Source organism: Brachybacterium equifaecis (assembly GCF_023509525.1).
GTDB classification, from domain to species: Bacteria; Actinomycetota; Actinomycetes; order Actinomycetales; family Dermabacteraceae; genus Brachybacterium; species Brachybacterium equifaecis.
Map to the genome: position 1 here is coordinate 1 of NZ_JAKNCJ010000005.1, position 17,920 is coordinate 17,920.

At 70.5% G+C, this 17,920-nt stretch carries 16 protein-coding genes and 3 tRNA genes; 5 read left to right on the top strand and 14 right to left on the bottom strand.

Annotated elements, in window-relative coordinates:
• Positions 1-86: 86 nt before the first annotated feature.
• Complete coding sequence (locus Bequi_RS09975; RefSeq protein WP_249737797.1) at positions 87-704, bottom strand: serine hydrolase; 618 nt, start codon at positions 702-704, stop codon at positions 87-89.
• Between the two features lie 60 nt (positions 705-764).
• Between Bequi_RS09975 and Bequi_RS09980 the strand changes: the two genes are divergently transcribed.
• Complete coding sequence (locus tag Bequi_RS09980) at positions 765-1,295, top strand: DUF3515 family protein (protein ID WP_347271990.1); 531 nt, start codon at positions 765-767, stop codon at positions 1,293-1,295.
• 19 nt (positions 1,296-1,314) lie between these two features.
• Here the strand turns inward: Bequi_RS09980 and Bequi_RS09985 are convergent, their stop codons facing one another.
• The 6 genes from Bequi_RS09985 to leuC all read right to left on the bottom strand — a co-directional run bounded on the left by Bequi_RS09985 (position 1,315) and on the right by leuC (position 7,813).
• Positions 1,315-2,430, bottom strand: a complete 1,116-nt coding sequence (locus Bequi_RS09985) for a D-alanine--D-alanine ligase family protein (protein ID WP_249737799.1) — start codon at positions 2,428-2,430, stop codon at positions 1,315-1,317.
• Positions 2,431-2,470: 40 nt separating this feature from the next.
• Entirely contained in the window at positions 2,471-3,481 is a 1,011-nt protein-coding gene (locus Bequi_RS09990; RefSeq protein ID WP_249737800.1) for an NAD(P)H-dependent glycerol-3-phosphate dehydrogenase, read from the bottom strand.
• 46 nt (positions 3,482-3,527) lie between these two features.
• Complete coding sequence (locus tag Bequi_RS09995) at positions 3,528-4,208, bottom strand: DUF2867 domain-containing protein (protein WP_249737801.1); 681 nt, start codon at positions 4,206-4,208, stop codon at positions 3,528-3,530.
• A 6-nt stretch (positions 4,209-4,214) separates the two neighbouring features.
• Positions 4,215-5,531 (bottom strand): UDP-N-acetylglucosamine 1-carboxyvinyltransferase, encoded by a 1,317-nt coding sequence (gene murA / locus Bequi_RS10000; RefSeq protein WP_249737802.1) that lies wholly within the window; start codon positions 5,529-5,531, stop codon positions 4,215-4,217.
• Positions 5,532-5,674: 143 nt separating this feature from the next.
• Complete coding sequence (leuD, locus tag Bequi_RS10005) at positions 5,675-6,280, bottom strand: 3-isopropylmalate dehydratase small subunit (RefSeq protein WP_249737803.1); 606 nt, start codon at positions 6,278-6,280, stop codon at positions 5,675-5,677.
• An 81-nt stretch (positions 6,281-6,361) separates the two neighbouring features.
• Positions 6,362-7,813, bottom strand: coding sequence for a 3-isopropylmalate dehydratase large subunit (gene leuC, locus Bequi_RS10010; RefSeq protein WP_249737804.1), 1,452 nt, complete (start codon positions 7,811-7,813; stop codon positions 6,362-6,364).
• 148 nt (positions 7,814-7,961) lie between these two features.
• Between leuC and Bequi_RS10015 the strand changes: the two genes are divergently transcribed.
• Complete coding sequence (locus Bequi_RS10015; RefSeq protein WP_249737805.1) at positions 7,962-8,699, top strand: IclR family transcriptional regulator; 738 nt, start codon at positions 7,962-7,964, stop codon at positions 8,697-8,699.
• Between the two features lie 131 nt (positions 8,700-8,830).
• On the opposite strand, the gene Bequi_RS10020 is transcribed toward Bequi_RS10015, so the two are convergent.
• The 5 genes from Bequi_RS10020 to Bequi_RS10040 form a co-directional block, all read right to left on the bottom strand.
• Positions 8,831-8,903: transfer RNA gene (locus Bequi_RS10020), tRNA-Glu, on the bottom strand.
• A 77-nt stretch (positions 8,904-8,980) separates the two neighbouring features.
• Positions 8,981-9,053, bottom strand: a tRNA-Glu gene (locus Bequi_RS10025).
• Positions 9,054-9,086: 33 nt separating this feature from the next.
• Positions 9,087-9,158 (bottom strand) — tRNA-Gln (locus Bequi_RS10030).
• A 204-nt stretch (positions 9,159-9,362) separates the two neighbouring features.
• The gene (gltX, locus tag Bequi_RS10035) at positions 9,363-10,889 is read right to left on the bottom strand and encodes a glutamate--tRNA ligase (RefSeq protein ID WP_347271991.1); all 1,527 of its coding nucleotides are present in this window, start codon (positions 10,887-10,889) and stop codon (positions 9,363-9,365) included.
• Positions 10,890-11,000: 111 nt separating this feature from the next.
• Positions 11,001-11,777: a fumarylacetoacetate hydrolase family protein gene (locus tag Bequi_RS10040; RefSeq protein ID WP_249737806.1), complete on the bottom strand. Its 777-nt coding sequence runs from the start codon at positions 11,775-11,777 to the stop codon at positions 11,001-11,003.
• A 58-nt stretch (positions 11,778-11,835) separates the two neighbouring features.
• Here Bequi_RS10040 and Bequi_RS10045 point away from each other — a divergent pair, with 58 nt between their 5' ends.
• Genes Bequi_RS10045 through Bequi_RS10055 form a run of 3 tightly spaced genes read left to right on the top strand, consistent with a single transcriptional unit; the run spans position 11,836 to position 16,018 of the window.
• Positions 11,836-12,792: a 3-methyladenine DNA glycosylase gene (locus tag Bequi_RS10045; RefSeq protein WP_249737807.1), complete on the top strand. Its 957-nt coding sequence runs from the start codon at positions 11,836-11,838 to the stop codon at positions 12,790-12,792.
• Positions 12,793-12,832: 40 nt separating this feature from the next.
• Positions 12,833-13,417 carry a PH domain-containing protein gene (locus Bequi_RS10050; protein ID WP_249737808.1) on the top strand — a complete coding sequence of 195 codons (585 nt, stop codon included), beginning with the start codon at positions 12,833-12,835 and terminating at the stop codon, positions 13,415-13,417.
• A 51-nt stretch (positions 13,418-13,468) separates the two neighbouring features.
• A complete protein-coding gene (locus Bequi_RS10055; protein WP_249737809.1) occupies positions 13,469-16,018 on the top strand; it encodes a DEAD/DEAH box helicase in 2,550 nt (849 codons plus the stop codon).
• Positions 16,019-16,054: 36 nt separating this feature from the next.
• Here the strand turns inward: Bequi_RS10055 and Bequi_RS10060 are convergent, their stop codons facing one another.
• Both Bequi_RS10060 and Bequi_RS10065 read right to left on the bottom strand, forming a co-directional pair.
• On the bottom strand, positions 16,055-16,672 hold the full coding sequence (locus tag Bequi_RS10060; protein ID WP_249737810.1) for a glycine cleavage system transcriptional repressor: 618 nt from the start codon (positions 16,670-16,672) through the stop codon (positions 16,055-16,057).
• 70 nt (positions 16,673-16,742) lie between these two features.
• Positions 16,743-17,834 (bottom strand): branched-chain amino acid aminotransferase, encoded by a 1,092-nt coding sequence (locus tag Bequi_RS10065; RefSeq protein ID WP_249737811.1) that lies wholly within the window; start codon positions 17,832-17,834, stop codon positions 16,743-16,745.
• Between the last annotated feature and the right edge of the window lie 86 nt (positions 17,835-17,920).

Here is a 17,920-nt window from a genome sequence, read left to right on the forward strand (position 1 = left end):
ACACCGTGCGACGCCACTCGGCGCTGGGCTACCTCACCCCGGCCGACTATGCTCGCCACTGCACCCACGAAATGGAACCCGACGACTCACACAGAGACCGGACCTAACAACGGGGGCGGCCCAAGGGGATCGAACACGTATCGCTTCGCGAGCGTCCACCAGTCCTGATCGGCCGCTACCTCGAGGACGCGCGTGAGGATGGCATACCCGAGATTCGAGTACTCGAAAGTCCCCACCTGGCCGCGCAGCTGCTCTCCGATGTCCGGCAGAATGTCAGAGTCGAAACGAGCAGTGGTGTACTTCGCGTAGGGATCCCGCGCGTCCCCCATGCTCGTGATCATTCGCCTGGGCAACCGCGGCAGCCCCGAGGTATGTTCCGCGAGGCTGCGAACGTCTGCATCCAGCGGAAGGCGCGACTGCGGCAGGTACTCGGTCACTGGCATCGACAGATCGATCACGCCTTCGCGTCCAAGACGGTCCGCGATGCTTGCGGTGACGGTCTTCGTGACCGATCCCCACTCGAGCATGGGAGCCCCCTGGTGCAAGGTTCCGATCCGCTCCACGTCGACACGGCCGTCGCTTCGGAGGCGGTAGGCCTTGCTCTTCGTGCGCACCATCCAGCTCATTGCCTCGACAGTATCCGCGGCCGCCGACGGCTGTCGAGGCATCTGCGCCGTGCGCGGCGTCCTCGCCTGCAATTCCACCGCCGCACTCTGCCGACTCAGGCCCCGGCCCGGGCCCCTCCCTCCCGGTAGGGTCTTTCAGTGCCCACACGTCATGATTCCCGCTGTTCGGCCACGGCGCTGAGAACCGCTCCCCGCGCTGTAGTCGCCGCCGGTGCCCTGTCGGCCGTGCTCCTCGGCGCTGCGGGTTGCACGGCGGTCACCGTGCCACCGGGCCCGGCGGCTGCGGATCCCGCCTGCGCGGATGTCATCGTCGGCGCGCCCGAGGAGCTGCTCGGGCTTCCCCGCCAGGAGACGACGAGCCAGGGCACCCTCGCCTGGGGCACCGGGGACGGTGCGGTGGTGCTGCGCTGCGGTGTCGCCCCTCCCCCGCCCACCACCGAGCACTGCGCGACTCTCGAGGACACCTCCGGCACGCAGATCGACTGGATCGTGCGTGAAGACGAATCCGGCTACGTGCGGTTCACGACCTACGGGCGCGAGCCCGCGATCGATCTGACGGTTCCGCGGGCCTCCGCACCGGACCAGCCCTCCGCCGCGGCGCTGGATCTCGGGCAGCTTGTCGGCGCGATCCCGGCGACCGCGCACTGCGTAGGCGCCGGCGACCTCTGAGGCCTGGGCGGCGAGCGCCTCAGCGCAGGCCGACGCGCCGGGCGCGGGCCTGCTCGATGAGATCGGCGATGAGGTCGGCGTACTCGAGCCCCATGTTTCGCCACAGGACGGGGAACATCGAGAACGGCGTGAAGCCGGGCATCGTGTTCACCTCGTTCACCACCACCTCGCCGCTCCCGGTCACGAACACGTCCACCCGGGCGAGCCCCTCGAGACCCAGCGCGGTGAACGCGCGCGCGGCGACCTCCCGCACCGCATCCGTCTCCTCGTCCGACAGAGCCGCAGGCACCTCGATCGTGATCGTGCCCTTGCCGAAGTACTTCGACTCGTAGTCGTAGAAGTCGAGGTCATCTCCCACCACGACCTCACCGGGGATGGTGGTGCGCGGCGCCTGCCCGGGCGGCGAGGCGAGCACGCCGCACTCGACCTCGCGGCCCGTGACGCCCTCCTCGATCAGGATGCGGGGGTCTTCGGCGAAGGCGGTCTTCACCGCGTGCTCGAGCGCAGCGGGATCGGTGACCCGGGAGACGCCGAGGCTCGAGCCCGCGCGGGCGGGCTTCACGAACCAGGGTGCGCGCAGCTCCGCGCGCACGCGGGCCAGGGCCTCCTCGCCGCGCGCGGCCCACTCGTCCTCGTGCAGCACGATGCCCCGCGCTGTCGCGATTCCCGCCGCCTCCAGCGCGGCCTTCGTGGCAGCTTTGTCCATGCAGGTCGCCGAGGCGAGCACACCGCTGCCCACATACGGGATGTCCAGCAGCTCGAGCGCTCCCTGGACCGTGCCGTCCTCGCCGTAGGGGCCGTGCAGGAGCGGCAGGACGACGTCGACCGCGGCGAGGTCCTCCACGCGCCCCTCCCGGATCACGCGCAGCTGCACCTTCTCCCCCGGCCTCTTCACGGCGGCGGGCAGCAGCACCTCGTCGCCGTCGGACGGCACCTCGGGCGCCGTGCCGTCGTGCAGGCGCCACTGCGCAGGGTCATCGCTGACGTGGAGCCACCGTCCGTCGGCAGTGATGCCGATCGCGATCACGTCGAAGCGGCTGCGGTCGATCGCGCCGAGGATCCCGCCGGCCGTCACGCAGGAGATGCCGTGCTCGCTCGAGCGTCCGCCGAACAGGAGTGCGATCGTGGTCGTCATCGCTCCAGCGTAGTCACTCGCCGCCGCTGCATGCGACGCGTCATTCGGCGCGGACGGACCTCGACAGGAGCGCCGTGGTGACCTCGCTGATAGGGGTCCCCCCGTCGACCACCGCCACGACTCCGCGGGTGATCGGCATGTCGATCCCGAGGCGCTCGGCCATGTGGGCGACCGCCCGGGCGGTCGCGACGCCCTCGGCGGTCTGGCCGACCTCCCGCACGGCCTCGTCCAGTCCGAGTCCCGCGCCGAGCGCCGCCCCGAGGCGGTGGTTGCGCGAGAGCGGGGAGGCGCACGTGGCGACCAGGTCCCCCATACCGGCGAGACCCGCGAAGGTCTGCGCCTGGCCGCCGAGGGCGACGCCGAAGCGGGAGATCTCCGCGAGACCCCGGGTGATGAGGCTCGCGCGGGTGTTGTCGCCGTAGCCGAGTCCGGCCGCGGCGCCGACGGCGATCGCGATCACGTTCTTCACCGCGCCAGCGACCTCTACCCCGATCACGTCGCTCGAGGTGTACGCGCGGAAGTACGGGGCGTCGCACCAGGAGGCGAGCTCGCGGGCGAGCTGCTCCTGCGGGGCGGCGATCACGCTCGCGCAGGGCTGCTCGGCGGCGATCTCGCCGGCGAGGTTCGGCCCGGAGAGCACTGCGATGAGCGACGGGTCCAGCCCGCCTGCCTCTGCGATCACCTCGCTCATCCGCAGGTCCGTGCCCCGCTCGATGCCCTTGGCGAGGGACAGCACCGGTACGGAGGGAAGGCCTTGCGCGAAGGCGGGAAGACCGCGCCATCGCTCGAGGTTCTCGCGCAGGCTCTGCGCGGGCAGGCTCATCACGATGCCGTCGGCGCCGCTGAGCACCTCGGAGATGTCCGCGCTCGCGCTCAGCGAGTCGGGAAGCTCCCGGTCCCCGAGATACGCGGAGTTCCGCCGGCGCTCCCGGATCTCCCGGGCGACCTCCTCGCGGCGGGTCCACAGCACAGGCGAGTGGCCCGCCGCCGCGAGGACCAGGGCGAAGGTGCTGCCCCAGCTGCCTGCTCCGAGGACTGCGATGCGGGCCATGGGGACCTCCGGGGAGACGTCGGGACGGCGAGGCTGCGGGGCGGGGTCAGCGGCCGGCGGTCGGGCCCCGGCCGATGGCGCGGCGCGCCGCCTGAGCTCCGAGGGAGCGCCGGGGCGCAGCGCCCGCAGCGATCTCGCGCCGACGCACCGTGGCAGGGGCGCGACGAGCGAGCGAGTGCACGGCCGCGGCATGCATCAGGCGCCGAGGGGCGAATGCGAGACGGCCTCGCACGGAGCGGTACTTCACCGCCGTCGTGATCTGAAGCAGCTCGCCGCCCGGCAGGAGGGCGACCCCGATGCGCACCGAGAGCTTGTCGTCGTCGTCCTTGATGAGCGCCTCGCTGCCGCGCACCTCGTCGGTGACGTACTGCCGCTCCGGCGGGGGCACCATGTCGAACAGCCGGACCGCCTCATCGCGCAGGGCGCGCAGACCGCGGCGGGAGAGCGGGGTGTTCTCGTGCGAGAAGATCGCCTCCGCCCAGACGCGCGGATCGCTCTCCTGGACACCCCGCGTCGGCACGATCACCACATCGCAGTAGTCCGGGACGGGGATGTCGCGCAGGGCGAGAGAGGAGACGGCCGACGTAGGCACGACGGCATCCTCCTCCGTCTCGCCGCCCTGGAGGGCGGGGGACGGCGCCTCGCGAAGACCGGCCTCCCGGACCGCCGGGGTCTGCTCGTGCAGGATCTCGCCGTCCAGGATGCCGTCGTCCTCGCGCTGGCTCATCGCCGCTCAGTCCTCCCAGTAGTCGGCGCCGAGCGCCGTGAGCTTCTCGCGGAAGCTCTCGTAGCCGCGGTCGATCAGATCGATCCCGCGGATCGTGGAGACGCCCTCGGCGCCGAGAGCGGCCACGAGGTACGAGAACCCTCCCCGGAGATCGGGGACGGTGATGTCCGCTGCGGTGAGGGCCTTCGGCCCGGAGATCACCGCGGAGTGGTTGAAGTTGCGGCGCCCGAAGCGGCAGCTCGAGCCGCCGAGGCACTCGCGGTACACCTGGATGCGGGCGCCCATGTCGTTGAGGGCCTCCGTGAAGCCGAGGCGGTTCTCGTAGACGGTCTCGTGGACGATCGAGATGCCCTCGGCCTGGGTGAGCGCGACCACGAGCGGCTGCTGCCAGTCGGTCATGAAGCCGGGGTGGACGTCGGTCTCCATGGCGATCGCGCGCAGGGGGGTCTCCGGCATGAAGAAGCGGATCCCCTCCTCGGTGATGTCCATGCCGCCGCCGATCTTGCGGAACACGTTGAGGAACGTGGCCATCGGCTTCTGCTGGGCGCCGCGGACGAGGACGTCGCCCTTGGTCACGAGCGCGGCGCAGGCCCACGAGGCGGCCTCGATGCGGTCGGGGATCGCGACGTGGTCGTAGCCGCCGAGGCGCTCGACGCCCTCGATCGTGATCGTGCGGTCCGTCTGCAGGGAGATGATCGCGCCCATCTTCTGCAGCACCGCGATGAGATCCTCGATCTCCGGCTCGACCGCGGCGTTGCTGAGCTCGGTGATTCCCTCGGCGCGCACGGCCGTGAGCAGCACCTGCTCGGTCGCGCCCACGCTCGGGTAGTCCAGGTGGATCTTCGCGCCCTTGAGCCCGCCGGGAGCGGTGATGTAGATGCCCTGCTCGCGCTTGTCGACCACAGCGCCGAAGTTGCGCAGCACATCCATGTGGAAGTTGATCGGGCGATCGCCGATGCGGCAGCCGCCGAGGTCCGGGATGATCGCCTCGCCGAGGCGATGCAGCAGGGGGCCGCAGAACAGGATCGGGATGCGGGAGGATCCCGCGTGCGCGTCGATCTCGGCGGCATGCGCGCGCTCGACGTTGGTCGAGTCCATGCGGATGGTGCCGGCCTCGACGTCGCGCTCGACCTTGACGCCGTGGACCTTCAGCAGCTCGGTGACGATCTGCACGTCGCGGATATCCGGGACGGAGCGCAGGATGCTGGTCTCGTCGCCGAGGAGCGCTGCGACCATCGCCTTGGAGACGAGGTTCTTCGCTCCGCGCACGGTGATCTCACCGTTCAGAGGCTTCCCGCCGCGGACGTGGAATGTCGAGGTCATGGTGTCCTTGCAGATGTTCGGGGTCGCGACTGCGGCCCGGTTTCCGATCCGCTCACCCTACCGGAGGCCCATCGTCCCGCACCTGCGCGGTGCCTGCATGCTTCACCACATGCCGGCACCGGCACGGAGCACCAGTCGCGGCCTCAGTCCTCGGTGCGCACCGGCAGGGTCTTCGGCATCCACGCGGGGCGGCGGGCCTCGAACGCGGTGATGTCGGCTTCGTGGCGCAGGGTGAGGCCGATATCGTCCAGCCCCTCCATGAGGCGCCAGCGCGTGTACTCGTCCACCTCGAAGCGGAACACGGCTTCGCCGGCGCGCACCTGCTGCGCCTCGAGATCGACCGTGATCTCCGTCCCGGGGTTCTCCTCGAGGATCTTCCAGATCAGCTCGATGTCGTCCTGGGAGAGCTCCGCGGCCACCAGACCCTGCTTGCCGGCGTTGCCGCGGAAGATGTCGGCGAACCGGCTCGAGAGCACGGCGCGGAATCCGTAGTCGCGCAGCGCCCAGACGGCGTGCTCGCGCGAGGAGCCGGTGCCGAAGTCGGAGCCGGCCACGAGCACCGAGCCGCGCGAGTAGGGCTCCTGGTTGAGGATGAACGAGGGGTCCTTGCGCCAGCCCGAGAACAGGCCGTCCTCGAAGCCGGTCTTCGTGACTCGCTTGAGGTACATCGCGGGGATGATCTGGTCGGTGTCGACGTTGCTGCGGCGCAGCGGCACGCCGATGCCGGTGTGGGTGCTGAACTTCTCCATGGGGGTCTCCAAGCGGTGGTGTCGTCGGGCCCTGGCGCGCGGCGGAGCGCGGGCCCCGGGTGCAGTGGGGGCGCGCGGCGGTCAGGCCGCAGCCGCAGCGCCGCCCGCGGGGGCATCGCCGACGGGCGCATCGAGCAGGTCGCCCGGCGAGCTCAGGGTTCCGCGCACGGCGGTCGCGCCGGCGACGACGGGCGAGACCAGGTGGGTGCGGCCTCCCTTGCCCTGTCGGCCCTCGAAGTTGCGGTTCGAGGTGGAGGCGCAGCGCTCCCCGGGAGCGAGCTGATCGGGGTTCATCCCCAGGCACATCGAGCATCCGGCCTGGCGCCATTCCGCGCCGAAGGCGAGGATCTCCTCGTGCAGCCCCTCCTTCTCGGCCTGCAGCTTCACGCGGGCCGATCCGGGGACCACCATGACGCGCACGTCGGGGTGCTTCCGGCGACCGCGGATCACGTCGACGAAGGCCCGCAGATCCTCGATGCGCGAGTTCGTGCACGAGCCCATGAACACCGTGTCCACGGCGATGTCCTTCAGCGGAGTGCCGGGGACGAGGTCCATGTACTCCAGCGCCCGCTCGGCGGCGGAGCGCTCGGTGTCGTCGCCGAAGTCCTCAGGCCCGGGGACGACGGCCGACAGCGGCAGTCCCTGCCCGGGGTTCGTGCCCCAGGTGACGTACGGCTCGAGGGCGTCGGCGTCGATGACGACCTCGGCGTCGAACGTCGCATCGTCGTCGCTGTGCAGCGAGCGCCAATGCTCGACGGCCTCGTCCCACAGCGCGTTCTCGGGCGCATGGGGGCGGCCTTTCAGATACGCGAACGTGGTCTCGTCCGGCGCGATCATGCCGGCGCGCGCCCCGGCCTCGATCGACATGTTGCAGATCGTCATGCGGCCCTCCATGGAGAGCGCGCGGATCGCCTCGCCGCGGTACTCGAGCACGTAGCCCTGCCCGCCGCCGGTGCCGATCTTCGCGATCACGGCGAGGATGATGTCCTTCGCGCTGACGCCAGGCCGCAGCGTCCCGTCGACCGTGATCGCCATGGTGCGGAAGGGCTTGAGCGGCAGGGTCTGCGTCGCCATGACGTGCTCGACCTCGCTCGTGCCGATGCCGAAGGCGAGCGCACCGAAGGCGCCGTGGGTCGAGGTGTGGGAGTCGCCGCATACCACGGTGATCCCCGGCATCGTCAGCCCCAGCTGAGGGCCGACGACGTGCACGATCCCCTGCTCGGCATCGCCCAGGGAGTGCAGGCGCACGCCGAACTCCCGCGCATTGCGGCGCAGGGTCTCGATCTGGGTGCGGGAGGTGATGTCGGCGATCGGCTTGTCGATGTCGATCGTGGGGGTGTTGTGATCCTCTGTGGCGATCGTCTGATCGACGCGGCGCAGGGGGCGTCCCTCCTGGCGGAGTCCGTCGAACGCCTGGGGGCTGGTGACCTCATGGAGGAGCTGGAGGTCGATGTAGAGGAGATCGGGCTCGCCGTTCTCGCCTCGGCGCACCACATGGTCGCTCCACACCTTCTCCGCGAGCGTGCCCGCCATGAAATCCTCGTCCTCTCGTCTGCCCGGCACTTCCGGGCGTCGGCTCGGCGTGCGCCAGCGGCGCGACGACGTCGTTCTCCAGCCATGCTGGCCGTGTCCACGTCGTGATGCACTTGCGTCTCACCAAATAAGACGGCAATATCGGACCATGGACAGCAATTCCCCGGATGAGGGCGGCAGCGGCGTCGGTGTTCTCGACAAGGCCGCGATCGTTCTCGGCGCCCTTGAAGCAGGGCCCGCCACTCTCGCGCAGCTGGTGCAGGCCACTGGTCTCGCCCGGCCCACCGCCCACCGCCTCGCGGTCGCGCTCGAGCACCACCGGATGGTCGCGCGCGACATCCAGGGGCGCTTCATCCTCGGGCCCCGCATGGGCGAGCTCTCCGCGGCCGCGGGCGAGGATCGCCTGCTCGCCGCCGCCGGCCCCGTGCTGGCGGCCCTGCGCGACCACACCGGAGAATCCGCCCAGCTGTACCGCCGCCAGGGCGAGCACCGCATCTGCGTGGCGAGCGCCGAGCCGCCCATCGGCCTGCGCGATTCCGTGCCGCTGGGCTCCACGCTCACCATGAAGGCGGGCTCCGCCGCGCAGATCCTGCTCGCGTGGGAGGAGCCCGATCGCCTGCACCGCGGTCTGCACGGCGCACGGTTCACCGCCACGATGCTCTCGGCCGTGCGCAGGCGCGGCTGGGCGCAGTCCATCGGCGAGCGCGAAGCGGGAGTGGGATCCGTCTCCGCACCCGTGCGCGGCCCCGGCGGGCGCGTCATCGCCGCGCTCAGCGTCTCGGGCCCTCTGGAGCGCATCACCCGCCAGCCCGGCCGTCTCCACGCGGCCGCGGTGATCAGCTCCGCCAACCACCTCAGCGAGATCCTGCGCCGCTCCGCCTCCTGAGGCGGCGGCGCAGCAGCTCGCGGCGCCGGCTCGTCGGGATCGCTCCCGGCGAGCCGGTGCCGGGAGCGGAGGGACCTGCAGACGCACGAAGGGCCGGCACCTTTCGGTGCCGGCCCTTCGTGACCTGCTCGTACCCCGTACCGGATTTGAACCGGTGTTACCGCCGTGAGAGGGCGACGTCCTAGGCCGCTAGACGAACGGGGCCGGTGCGGATCGAGATCCGCTGGAATCCGAGGATTCCGTGCAGTCCTCGCGGACTGCGCAGCTCAGAGAGCTGTTCGTACCCCGTACCGGATTTGAACCGGTGTTACCGCCGTGAGAGGGCGACGTCCTAGGCCGCTAGACGAACGGGGCGCGGGCCATCTCCGAGTCTTCCGGAGGAAAGCGCTGGGGTACCAGGACTCGAACCTAGAATGACGGTACCAGAAACCGTTGTGTTGCCAATTACACCATACCCCAATCATTCCAGCCCTTTCCGGCGATCCGCGGATCATCCGGCGAGCACTGCAACGAGGTAAGACACTACCCGGTCCCCTGGCCCGGGAGCAAAGCGAAAGCCCTGCTGGGGGCTGTGAGGTCCCCCACCTGGCACGACGGCGCCCGCACCGGAAAGGCGCGGGCGCCGTCGGACCGGGCGCTGCCGGACCGGGCGCGGCCCTGGCCTCAGAGCGCGGCGAAGACCTCTCGCCCTGCGCGCAGTCGCCGCAGCGAGGACTCCTGGCCGAGCAGCTCCATCGACTCGAACAGCGGCGGGGAGATGCGCCGGCCCGAGATCGCGCTGCGCAGGGGCCCGAAGGCGAGGCGGGGCTTCACGCCCATCTCATCGATGATCCCGGCGCGCAGCACCTCCTCGAGGCCGGCGGCGGTGAACTCCTCTGCCCCGAGCGATTCGACGGCGCTGATCGCCCGGTCGAGCACCGCGACGGGCTGATCGCCCATCTTCTGCGTGGCGCTCTCCTCGATCACCAGGTCGTCGTCCTCGACGAACAGGAAGCCCAGCATCCCCGGCGCTTCGGCGAGCAGGTTCATGCGGGGCTGCACGAGCGGGGTCGCCGCTTCGAGGATCGCCTGCTCCTGCGCCGTCACGGGATCGGAGACCACGCCCGCCTGCTGGAGGTAGGGGACCATGCGCGAGGTGAAGTCGGCCGGGTCCAGCAGGCGCATGTGGTCGGCGTTGATGGCGGTGGCCTTCTTGAAGTCCACGCGCGCGGGGTTCGGGTTCACGCTGCCGGCGTCGAAGCGCTCGATCATCTGCTCGCGCGTGAAGACGTCCTGGTCGGCGCTGTAGCCCCAGCCCAGCAGCGCGATGTAGTTGATCATGCCCTCGGGCAGGAAGCCCTGCTCGCGGTAGAGGAACAGGTTCGACTCGGGATCCCGCTTGGAGAGCTTCTTGCTCCCCTCCCCCAGCACGTAGGGGAGGTGGCCGAACACGGGGATGCTCTCAGCCGCGCCGATCTCGATCAGCGCGCGGTAGAGCGCGATCTGCCGGGGCGTCGAGGAGAGCAGGTCCTCGCCGCGCAGCACGTGGGTGATGCCCATGAGCGCGTCGTCCACCGGGTTCACCAGCGTGTAGAGCGGCTGGCCGTTGGCGCGCACCACCACGAAATCGGGGGTGGACCCCGCGGGGAAGGTGATCTCCCCGCGCACGAGGTCTGTGAAGGTGATCGCCGTATCGGGCATGCGCAGGCGCCACACGGGCTCGCGGCCCTCGGCGCGGTACGCCTCCTTCTGCGCGTCGGTGAGGTCGCGATCCGAGCCGTCGTAGCCGAGCTGCGGATCGCGGCCTGCCGCGAGGTGGCGCTCCTTGATCTCCTCGGCCGTGGAGTAGGACTCGTAGATCGCGCTGCTGGCCTTGAGCTTCTCGATGATCTCGCGGTAGATCTCGCCGCGCTCGGACTGGCGGTAAGGACCATCGGGCCCGCCCACCTCGACGCCCTCGTCCCAGTCGATGCCGAGCCAGCGCATCGCGTCGAGCAGCTGGTGGTAGGACTCCTCGCTGTCGCGCGCCTGATCGGTGTCCTCGATGCGGAAGATCAGCTTGCCGCCGTGGTGGCGGGCGTGGGCCCAGTTGTAGAGCGCGGTGCGCACCATGCCGACGTGCGGCGTGCCGGTCGGGCTCGGGCAGAAGCGCACGCGGATGTCGGCGCCCGTCGCGGTGGAGGTCGGGGCAGGGGCGGGAGCGTGGGTCACGCGGGGTCTCCTTCGGGAGGGATCGGGAGCAAATGTGCGCCGGAGGGCGCGAGAGAGCGGTGGGGGCGTCGGCCGGGATGGCCGCGAGGCGCCAGGGGCCGAGCGCGAGGATCAGCGGCGCACGACGGGGTTCGACAGCGTGCCGATCCCTTCGATCTCCACGTCGATGCGCGAACCCTCGCCGACGGTCCGCACCCCGGCGGGGGTGCCGGTGAGGATGACGTCGCCGGGCAGGAGCGTGACGACGCGGGAGATCTCCGAGACGAGCTCGGCGACGCCGCGCAGCATGTCGGCGGTGGTGCCGTCCTGCGCGGTCTCGCCGTCGACGCGGGAGGTGATCGAGAGCGCCGCGGTGTCGAGGTCGGTCTCGATCCAGGGGCCGAGCGGGCAGGAGGTGTCGAAGGCCTTCGCCCGGAACCACTGGTTCTCCGCGCGCTGGGCGTCGCGAGCGGTGAGATCGTTCGCGCAGGTGTAGCCGAGGATGACGCCCGGCGCCTGCTCGGGGTCGATGTCCTTGGCCATCCGCTGGATGACCACGGCGAGCTCAGCCTCCAGGCTCATCTCCTCGGTGTACGAGGGCAGGACGATCGGATCATCCGGACCGATGACCGCCGTGTTCGGCTTGAGGAACAGGAGCGGCTGCTCGGGGACCTCCGTGCCCATCTCCGCGGCGTGCGCGGCGTAGTTCTTGCCCACGCACACCACCTTCGAGCGCGGGATGACCGGGGCCAGCAGCCGCACCTCCGAGAGCGGGAGGATCGTGCCGGTCGGCCGGATCTCGGTGTACAGGGGGTCCCCGGTGATGCCGAAGACCATGTCCTGCCCGTCCTTCTCCTGGACGATTCCGAACATGGGGTCCTCGCCGGTGGTGAATCGTGCGATGCGCATGGCGTCAGTCTACGAGCCCCGTCCTCTCCCCTCGTGCCCCGCCTGGGACACTGGGGGCATGGCCCTCCCCGTCTCTCTCCGCGATCCTGCAGCGGCGCCCCCGCTCCGGCTGCTCTCCGCCGACGAGGCCCGGGAGCACCGCCGCGCCCACGAGGCGCGCGCCGACGCCCTCACCGCGGGGTACCGGGAACGCCGTGCCCGCACGGAGAAGCACCCGGTGGAGGACTTCCTGTTCACCTACTACCCCTTCTCCCCCGCCCGGCTGCGGCGCTGGCATCCCGGCTGGGACACCGCCTACGCCGCCGCGGCCGACGCCCCCGGCGCCGACGTGCAGGAGGACGGCTCCCGCTCCTGGTACATCGACTCCGCCTTCCCGGAGCGCGGGATGATCGCGCGCCGCGCCGACGTCGGCCGATATCTCGCCGAGCGTGCCGACGCGCTCGCCTTCATGGCCCGGCTCCTGCGCTCCTCCTCCCTGAGCCGTCGCACCCCGAACTTCTCCTGCTTCGGACTGCACGAGTGGGCGATGGTCTACGGGCTCGCGCCCGGACAGCAGCGGCATGAGGCGCTGCCGCTGCGGCTCAGCCAGGAGCGCACCGACGCGGTCGTGGAGTCCGAACGCCTGGTGTGCTCCCACATCGACGCCTTCCGCTTCTTCACCCCCGGCGCCGCGCCGCGCAACTCGATGACGCCCACCCGCGAGACCCAGGCGATGCGCGACAACCCCGCGTGCCTGCACGTGGGGATGGACCTCTACAAGTGGGCGATGAAACTGGTGCCGCTCGTGCCCTCGGATCTGATCCTCGACTGCTTCGAGCACGCCCGCGCCACGCGCGTGCTCGACATGGAGGCGAGCCCGTATGACGTGCGCCCGCTGGGCTACGGCGCGGTGGAGATCGAGACGGCCGACGGCAAGGCGGAGTACCAGCGCCGCCAGCGCGATCTCGCCGCGACGGCCGACGCGCTGCGCGAGCGGGTCCTCGCCGTCATCGAGCCGCTGGTCGCTTCGGACTGACTCCCGGCGCAGCGGCACGGCCGGGCGGTACTGTTCGGGCATGTCCGCCCCTCTCCCCGATCGCCCCGGATCCTCGGCAGCCACCGGAGCCGAGGCACCTGGGCTGGTCATCACCTGGGCGCCCTGGCTGCGGATCTTCCATGTCCTCGGACTCATCGCCCTGGGCCTGCTCGGAATGTTCTATCTCGGAGGTCTGCTGCTCGCCGCGATCACCGCTCTGCATGACGAGGAGAATCAGCTGGCGCTTCTCTTCGGAAGCCTCGCGGCGACCTGGCTGCTGCTCTTCACTGCGCTCTGGCTGCTGGCGTTCAGGAGCACCAGAGCCGCCCTGATCCTCTCCGATGATGCGATCACGATCCGCGGCACCTATCGCACCCGCGTCATCCCGTGGGAGCAGGTGGCGCGGATCGAGCAGCATGACGGCTGGTACTGGCGCCGTGCCGTCCGCGTCGTCACCCACGAGGGGCAGTCGTGGATCTCCACGGTGACCTCGTACCAGTACGTGATCATGCGCGGAGAGCCCTGGCATCCGCACTCGAGCCCCGACGGCGCCGGACCTCTCGAAGCGCCCGTGCGCGCCGCGATCGCCGCGCACCAGCGCTGGCTCGCTGCACACCGACGCTGAGGCCCGAGCTCGAGGTCATCGTTCGTCGGAGCGCCCTGTCACACTGGAGGCATGGCTTCCCTCTCCGCGTTCCTCCCGCCCGTCCCTGCGTCCCAGGATGAGATCGTGGACGGCTTCATCGCGGCGCAGGGCAGCGTCGGTCGCACGCTGTACCCCCACCAGGAGGATGCGCTCCTCGCGATCGCCGCGGGCGATCACGTCATCGCTGCGACGCCGACCGGGTCGGGGAAGACGACGATCGCCTACGCCGCGATGTTCGCGGCCCTCGCGCGCGGCGAGCAGGCGTACTACACCGCCCCTATCAAGGCGCTCGTGAGCGAGAAGTTCTTCGACCTGGTCGCGATGTTCGGTGCCGAGAACGTCGGCATGATGACCGGCGACTCCTCGGTGAACCATGAGGCGCCGCTGATCGTGTGCACCGCCGAGATCCTCGCGAACCACGCTCTGCGCGACGGGCCGACGTCCGACGTCCGCCTCGTGGTGATGGACGAGTTCCACTACTACGGCGACTCCCAGCGCGGCTGGGCCTGGCAGGTGCCGCTCATCGAGCTGCCCGCCTGCCAGTTCGTCCTGATGAGCGCCACCCTCGGTGACGTCTCCTTCTTCGTCGAGGATCTCGAGGACCGCACCGCACGACCGGTCACCGTGATCGCCGACGCCCCCCGCCCCGTGCCGCTGGACTTCCGCTGGTCGCTCGAGCCGCTGCCCGACACGATCACGCGGATCCTCGAGCAGCAGGACGCCCCCGTCTACATCGTGCACTTCACGCAGAAGGATGCGCTGGACCAGGCGATCGCCCTGCTCGGCACCAAGGTGCTGACCGCCGAGCAGAAGCAGCAGATCCGCGAGCTCATCGGCGACTTCCGCTTCTCCAAGGGCTTCGGGCAGACCCTCTCGAAGCTCGTGCGCGAAGGCATCGGCGTGCACCACGCCGGCATGCTGCCGAAGTATCGACGGCTCGTGGAGCGCCTGGCGCAGTCGGGACTGCTGAAGATCATCTGCGGGACCGACACCCTCGGCGTCGGCATCAACGTGCCGATCCGCACCGTGCTGCTGACGGGGCTCGCGAAGTTCGACGGGAAGCGCATGCGCCTGCTGAACGCGCGCGAGTTCCACCAGATCGCCGGTCGCGCCGGCCGTGCCGGATTCGACACCGTCGGCCACGTGGTCGTCCAGGCTCCCGAGTGGACCATCGAGTTCGAGAAGGAGCAGGCCAGGATCCGCAATCGCCAGCAGGCAGGTGCGGCCCCGAACTCGGCGAAGAAGCGCAAGAAGGAGCCGAAGCCGCGAATCCCCGAGGGCGCGGTGAGCTGGTCGGAGGCGAACATGCTGCGCCTCATCGAGAACGGCCCCGAGACGCTGCGCCCGCACCTCACCATCACCCCCTCGATGGAGCTCGCTCTGATCTCCCGCCCGGGCGATGCGATCGCCTCGGCCCGGCACCTGATCATGGCCTCCCACCAAACCCGCGCCCAGAAGCTGCGCCTGGTGAAGGACGCCGTGGAGATCTTCCGCGGTCTGCGGGAGGCGGAGATCGTGGAGCTGCTGGAGGCGCCGGACCATCTCGGCAGGCGCATCGCGCTGGTGGAGGATCTGCAGCTCGACTTCACGATGAACCAGCCGCTCGCCCCGTTCGCGATCGCCGTGATCGACTCCTTCGACGAGGAGTCCGAGACCCTCACCCTGGACACGGTCTCCACGATCGAGGCGATCCTCGAGGATCCGATGCAGATCCTCCTGGCGCAGCAGAACGCCGCGCGCGGCGAGCTGCTCGCGGAGCTCAAGGCCGACGGCGTCGAGTACACCGAGCGCATGGCGCTGATCGACGAGGTGACCTGGCCGAAGCCGCTCGCCGAGGAGCTCGAGGCCGCTCTCGAGATCTACCGCAAGGACCGGCCGTGGGTGCGTGCCGGCGATCTCTCCCCCAAGTCGATCGTGCGCGAGATGTACGAGACGGGGCAGACGTTCAGCGAGTTCGTGCAGCGCTACAGCCTCATGCGCTCCGAAGGGATCGTGCTGCGCTACCTCTCGAGCGCCTACCAGGCGCTGCGCCGCACGCTCCCCCAGGACCTGCGCACCGAGGAGCTCGAGGATGTCATCGAGTGGCTCGGGGTGCTCGTGCGCGGCATCGACTCCTCGCTCCTGGACGAGTGGGAGGCGCTCTCGCACCCCGAGGACGAGGGCGACGCTGCCAGCGAGGTGCGCCCCACGTCCCCGCGCGGACTCTCCGCTCAGACCAAGGTGCTGCGCCAGATGGTGCGCGCCGCGATGTGGCAGCGGGTGGAGCACTTCGCCTTCGAGCGCGAGGAGAGGCTCGGCCAGCTCGACGCCGCCTCCGGCTGGGACCGCCGGAAGTGGGCCGAGGCGATGGACGCCTTCTACGACACCTACGACTCCGTCGGCATCGACGCCCCGGCCCGTTCGCCGAAGCTCCTGCAGATCGACGAGGAGTCGAAGGTGTGGCGGATCCGCCAGGTGATCGACGACCCCGACCGCAACCACGACTGGGGCATCGAGGCCGAGCTCGACCTCGACGCGACCGACGAGGCCGGAGAGCCGGTCCTCGCCATCACGCACGTGGGCGAGTTCGGGAGGGGCTGAGCCCGCTCGGCAGCGGAGGGACCGCGAGCCCGGCGCTCAGGCCTGCTCGCCGGTCTCGGCCTCTCCCCTGCCGTGCAGGCGCCCGCCGAGCTCGAGATCGATCATGAGCTCGTCGGCTATGGGCTCGAGCGCCTCGCGCACAGCATCCTCATCTGCGTCGGAGGGGAGCCGTACGAGCGCCTCGGCCTCGAAGAGAACGCCGCCGTCCATCGGCGCGGCCGAGGTCCAGGAGCGGAAGGTGCTGATGCTGATCCCCTGATCGGCAAGGGCGCCCGTGATCTGACGGACCATCCCGGGGCGGTCCGTGCCGATGAGGTGCACGCGCAGCGGCTCGGCGCGGTACTCGCCCTCGCCCGTCCCGCCCAGGAAGCCCTCGCGCTCGGCGGCGGCATCGTCCTCAGCTGAGGGACCGGCCTCGGCGCGCGTGACCTCGATCTTCCAGCCGACCTCTCGCAGCAGATCGGCCACGGCGCTCTCGAGCTCGTCGGAGCGATCGGCGTCGAGCTCGATGAGCACGAGACCGGCGAACTTCCCTCCGAGGCGCGCGAACTGGGAATCCAGCCAGTTCCCGCCGTGGGAATCCACCACGCGGGAGAGAGCGGACACGAGGCCGGCGCGATCATCGCCGATCGCCGAGAGCACGAGTTTCGTCATGCGTTCAGAATAGACGACGCCCCGAGCCGCTGTGATCGCGGTCTCAGGGCGTCGTGCGCGCGGCCGCGGCTCAGACGAGCTGCGTCAGCCAGCCGTGGCGGTCCTCGATGCGGCCGTACTGGATGCCGGTGAGCTCCTCGCGCAGAGACATCGTCACCTCTCCCGGTCCGCCGTCGCCGATGGTCCAGGAGCCGACCGCCGAGCGGAACTCGCCGATGGGGTTGATGACGGCGGCGGTGCCGCAGGCGAACATCTCCACGATGTCACCGGAGGCGATGCGGTCCAGGACCTCGCTCATCACGAGGCGGTCCTCGGACGGTGCGAGGCCGCGATCCGCCGCCAGCTGCAGGATCGAGTCGCGAGTGACGCCCTCGAGGATCGAGCCGGTCAGCGCCGGGGTCTGCAGACGGCCGTCCTTCGTGATCACGACGACGTTCATGCCGGAGAGCTCGTCGATCGCGGTGTGGGTCTCGGAGTCGAGGAAGAGCACCTCGTCGGCCCCGTTCGCCTGCGCCTCCTTCTTGCCGAGCATGGAGGAGGCGTAGTTGCCGCCGCACTTGGCGGCGCCGGTGCCGCCCGCGCCGGCACGCGCATAGGAGTCGGAGATCCACACGACCAGCGGCTGGATCCCGCGCGGGAAGTAGGCGCCGGCCGGGGAGGCGATCACGTAGTAGTCCACACCGTGCGCGGCCCGCACCCCGAGGAACTCCTCCGAGGCGAACATGAACGGGCGCAGGTACAGGGACTGCTCGCCCGCGGGAGAGGGCACCCAGGGTTCGTCGGCCTGGACCACGGCGCGCAGCGAGGCGATGAAGTCCTCGGTGGGGAGCTCGGGCAGTGCGAGGCGGCGCGCCGAGCGCTGGAGGCGCTCTGCGTTCTTCTCGGGACGGAAGGTCCATACGGTGCCGTCCTCGTGGCGGAACGCCTTGAGGCCCTCGAAGATCTCCTGCGCGTAGTGCAGGACCGCGGCCGCGGGGCTGAGCTGCAGCGGGCCGAAGGGGATGACCTCGTCGCTCCCCCAGCCCTCGCCCTCGCGCCACTGGGCGTGGGCCATGAAGTCGGTGAAGTGCTGGCCGAAGCCGGGGGCGGCGCGGATCGCCTCGCGGTCCGCGTCGGCGACGCGACGGGCGGGATCGGCCAGCGGGAATGCGAGCGAGGACATGAGGTCTCCTTCGTGGGGCGTCAGATGCAGGATACGGCGGCGGGCCGGGCGGCGGCAGCGCCGCGCCCTGCGGACCGGTCGCGGCG

Coding starts and splice junctions, on each gene's coding strand:
- Bequi_RS09985 (WP_249737799.1), bottom strand. CDS start 2,430: ATGACGACCACGATCGCACTCCTGTTCGGCGGACGCTCGAGCGAGCAC.
- Bequi_RS09990 (WP_249737800.1), bottom strand. CDS start 3,481: ATGGCCCGCATCGCAGTCCTCGGAGCAGGCAGCTGGGGCAGCACCTTC.
- Bequi_RS09995 (WP_249737801.1), bottom strand. CDS start 4,208: ATGAGCCAGCGCGAGGACGACGGCATCCTGGACGGCGAGATCCTGCAC.
- murA (WP_249737802.1), bottom strand. CDS start 5,531: ATGACCTCGACATTCCACGTCCGCGGCGGGAAGCCTCTGAACGGTGAG.
- leuD (WP_249737803.1), bottom strand. CDS start 6,280: ATGGAGAAGTTCAGCACCCACACCGGCATCGGCGTGCCGCTGCGCCGC.
- leuC (WP_249737804.1), bottom strand. CDS start 7,813: ATGGCGGGCACGCTCGCGGAGAAGGTGTGGAGCGACCATGTGGTGCGC.
- Bequi_RS10015 (WP_249737805.1), top strand. CDS start 7,962: ATGGACAGCAATTCCCCGGATGAGGGCGGCAGCGGCGTCGGTGTTCTC.
- Bequi_RS10040 (WP_249737806.1), bottom strand. CDS start 11,777: ATGCGCATCGCACGATTCACCACCGGCGAGGACCCCATGTTCGGAATC.
- Bequi_RS10045 (WP_249737807.1), top strand. CDS start 11,836: ATGGCCCTCCCCGTCTCTCTCCGCGATCCTGCAGCGGCGCCCCCGCTC.
- Bequi_RS10050 (WP_249737808.1), top strand. CDS start 12,833: ATGTCCGCCCCTCTCCCCGATCGCCCCGGATCCTCGGCAGCCACCGGA.
- Bequi_RS10055 (WP_249737809.1), top strand. CDS start 13,469: ATGGCTTCCCTCTCCGCGTTCCTCCCGCCCGTCCCTGCGTCCCAGGAT.
- Bequi_RS10060 (WP_249737810.1), bottom strand. CDS start 16,672: ATGACGAAACTCGTGCTCTCGGCGATCGGCGATGATCGCGCCGGCCTC.
- Bequi_RS10065 (WP_249737811.1), bottom strand. CDS start 17,834: ATGTCCTCGCTCGCATTCCCGCTGGCCGATCCCGCCCGTCGCGTCGCC.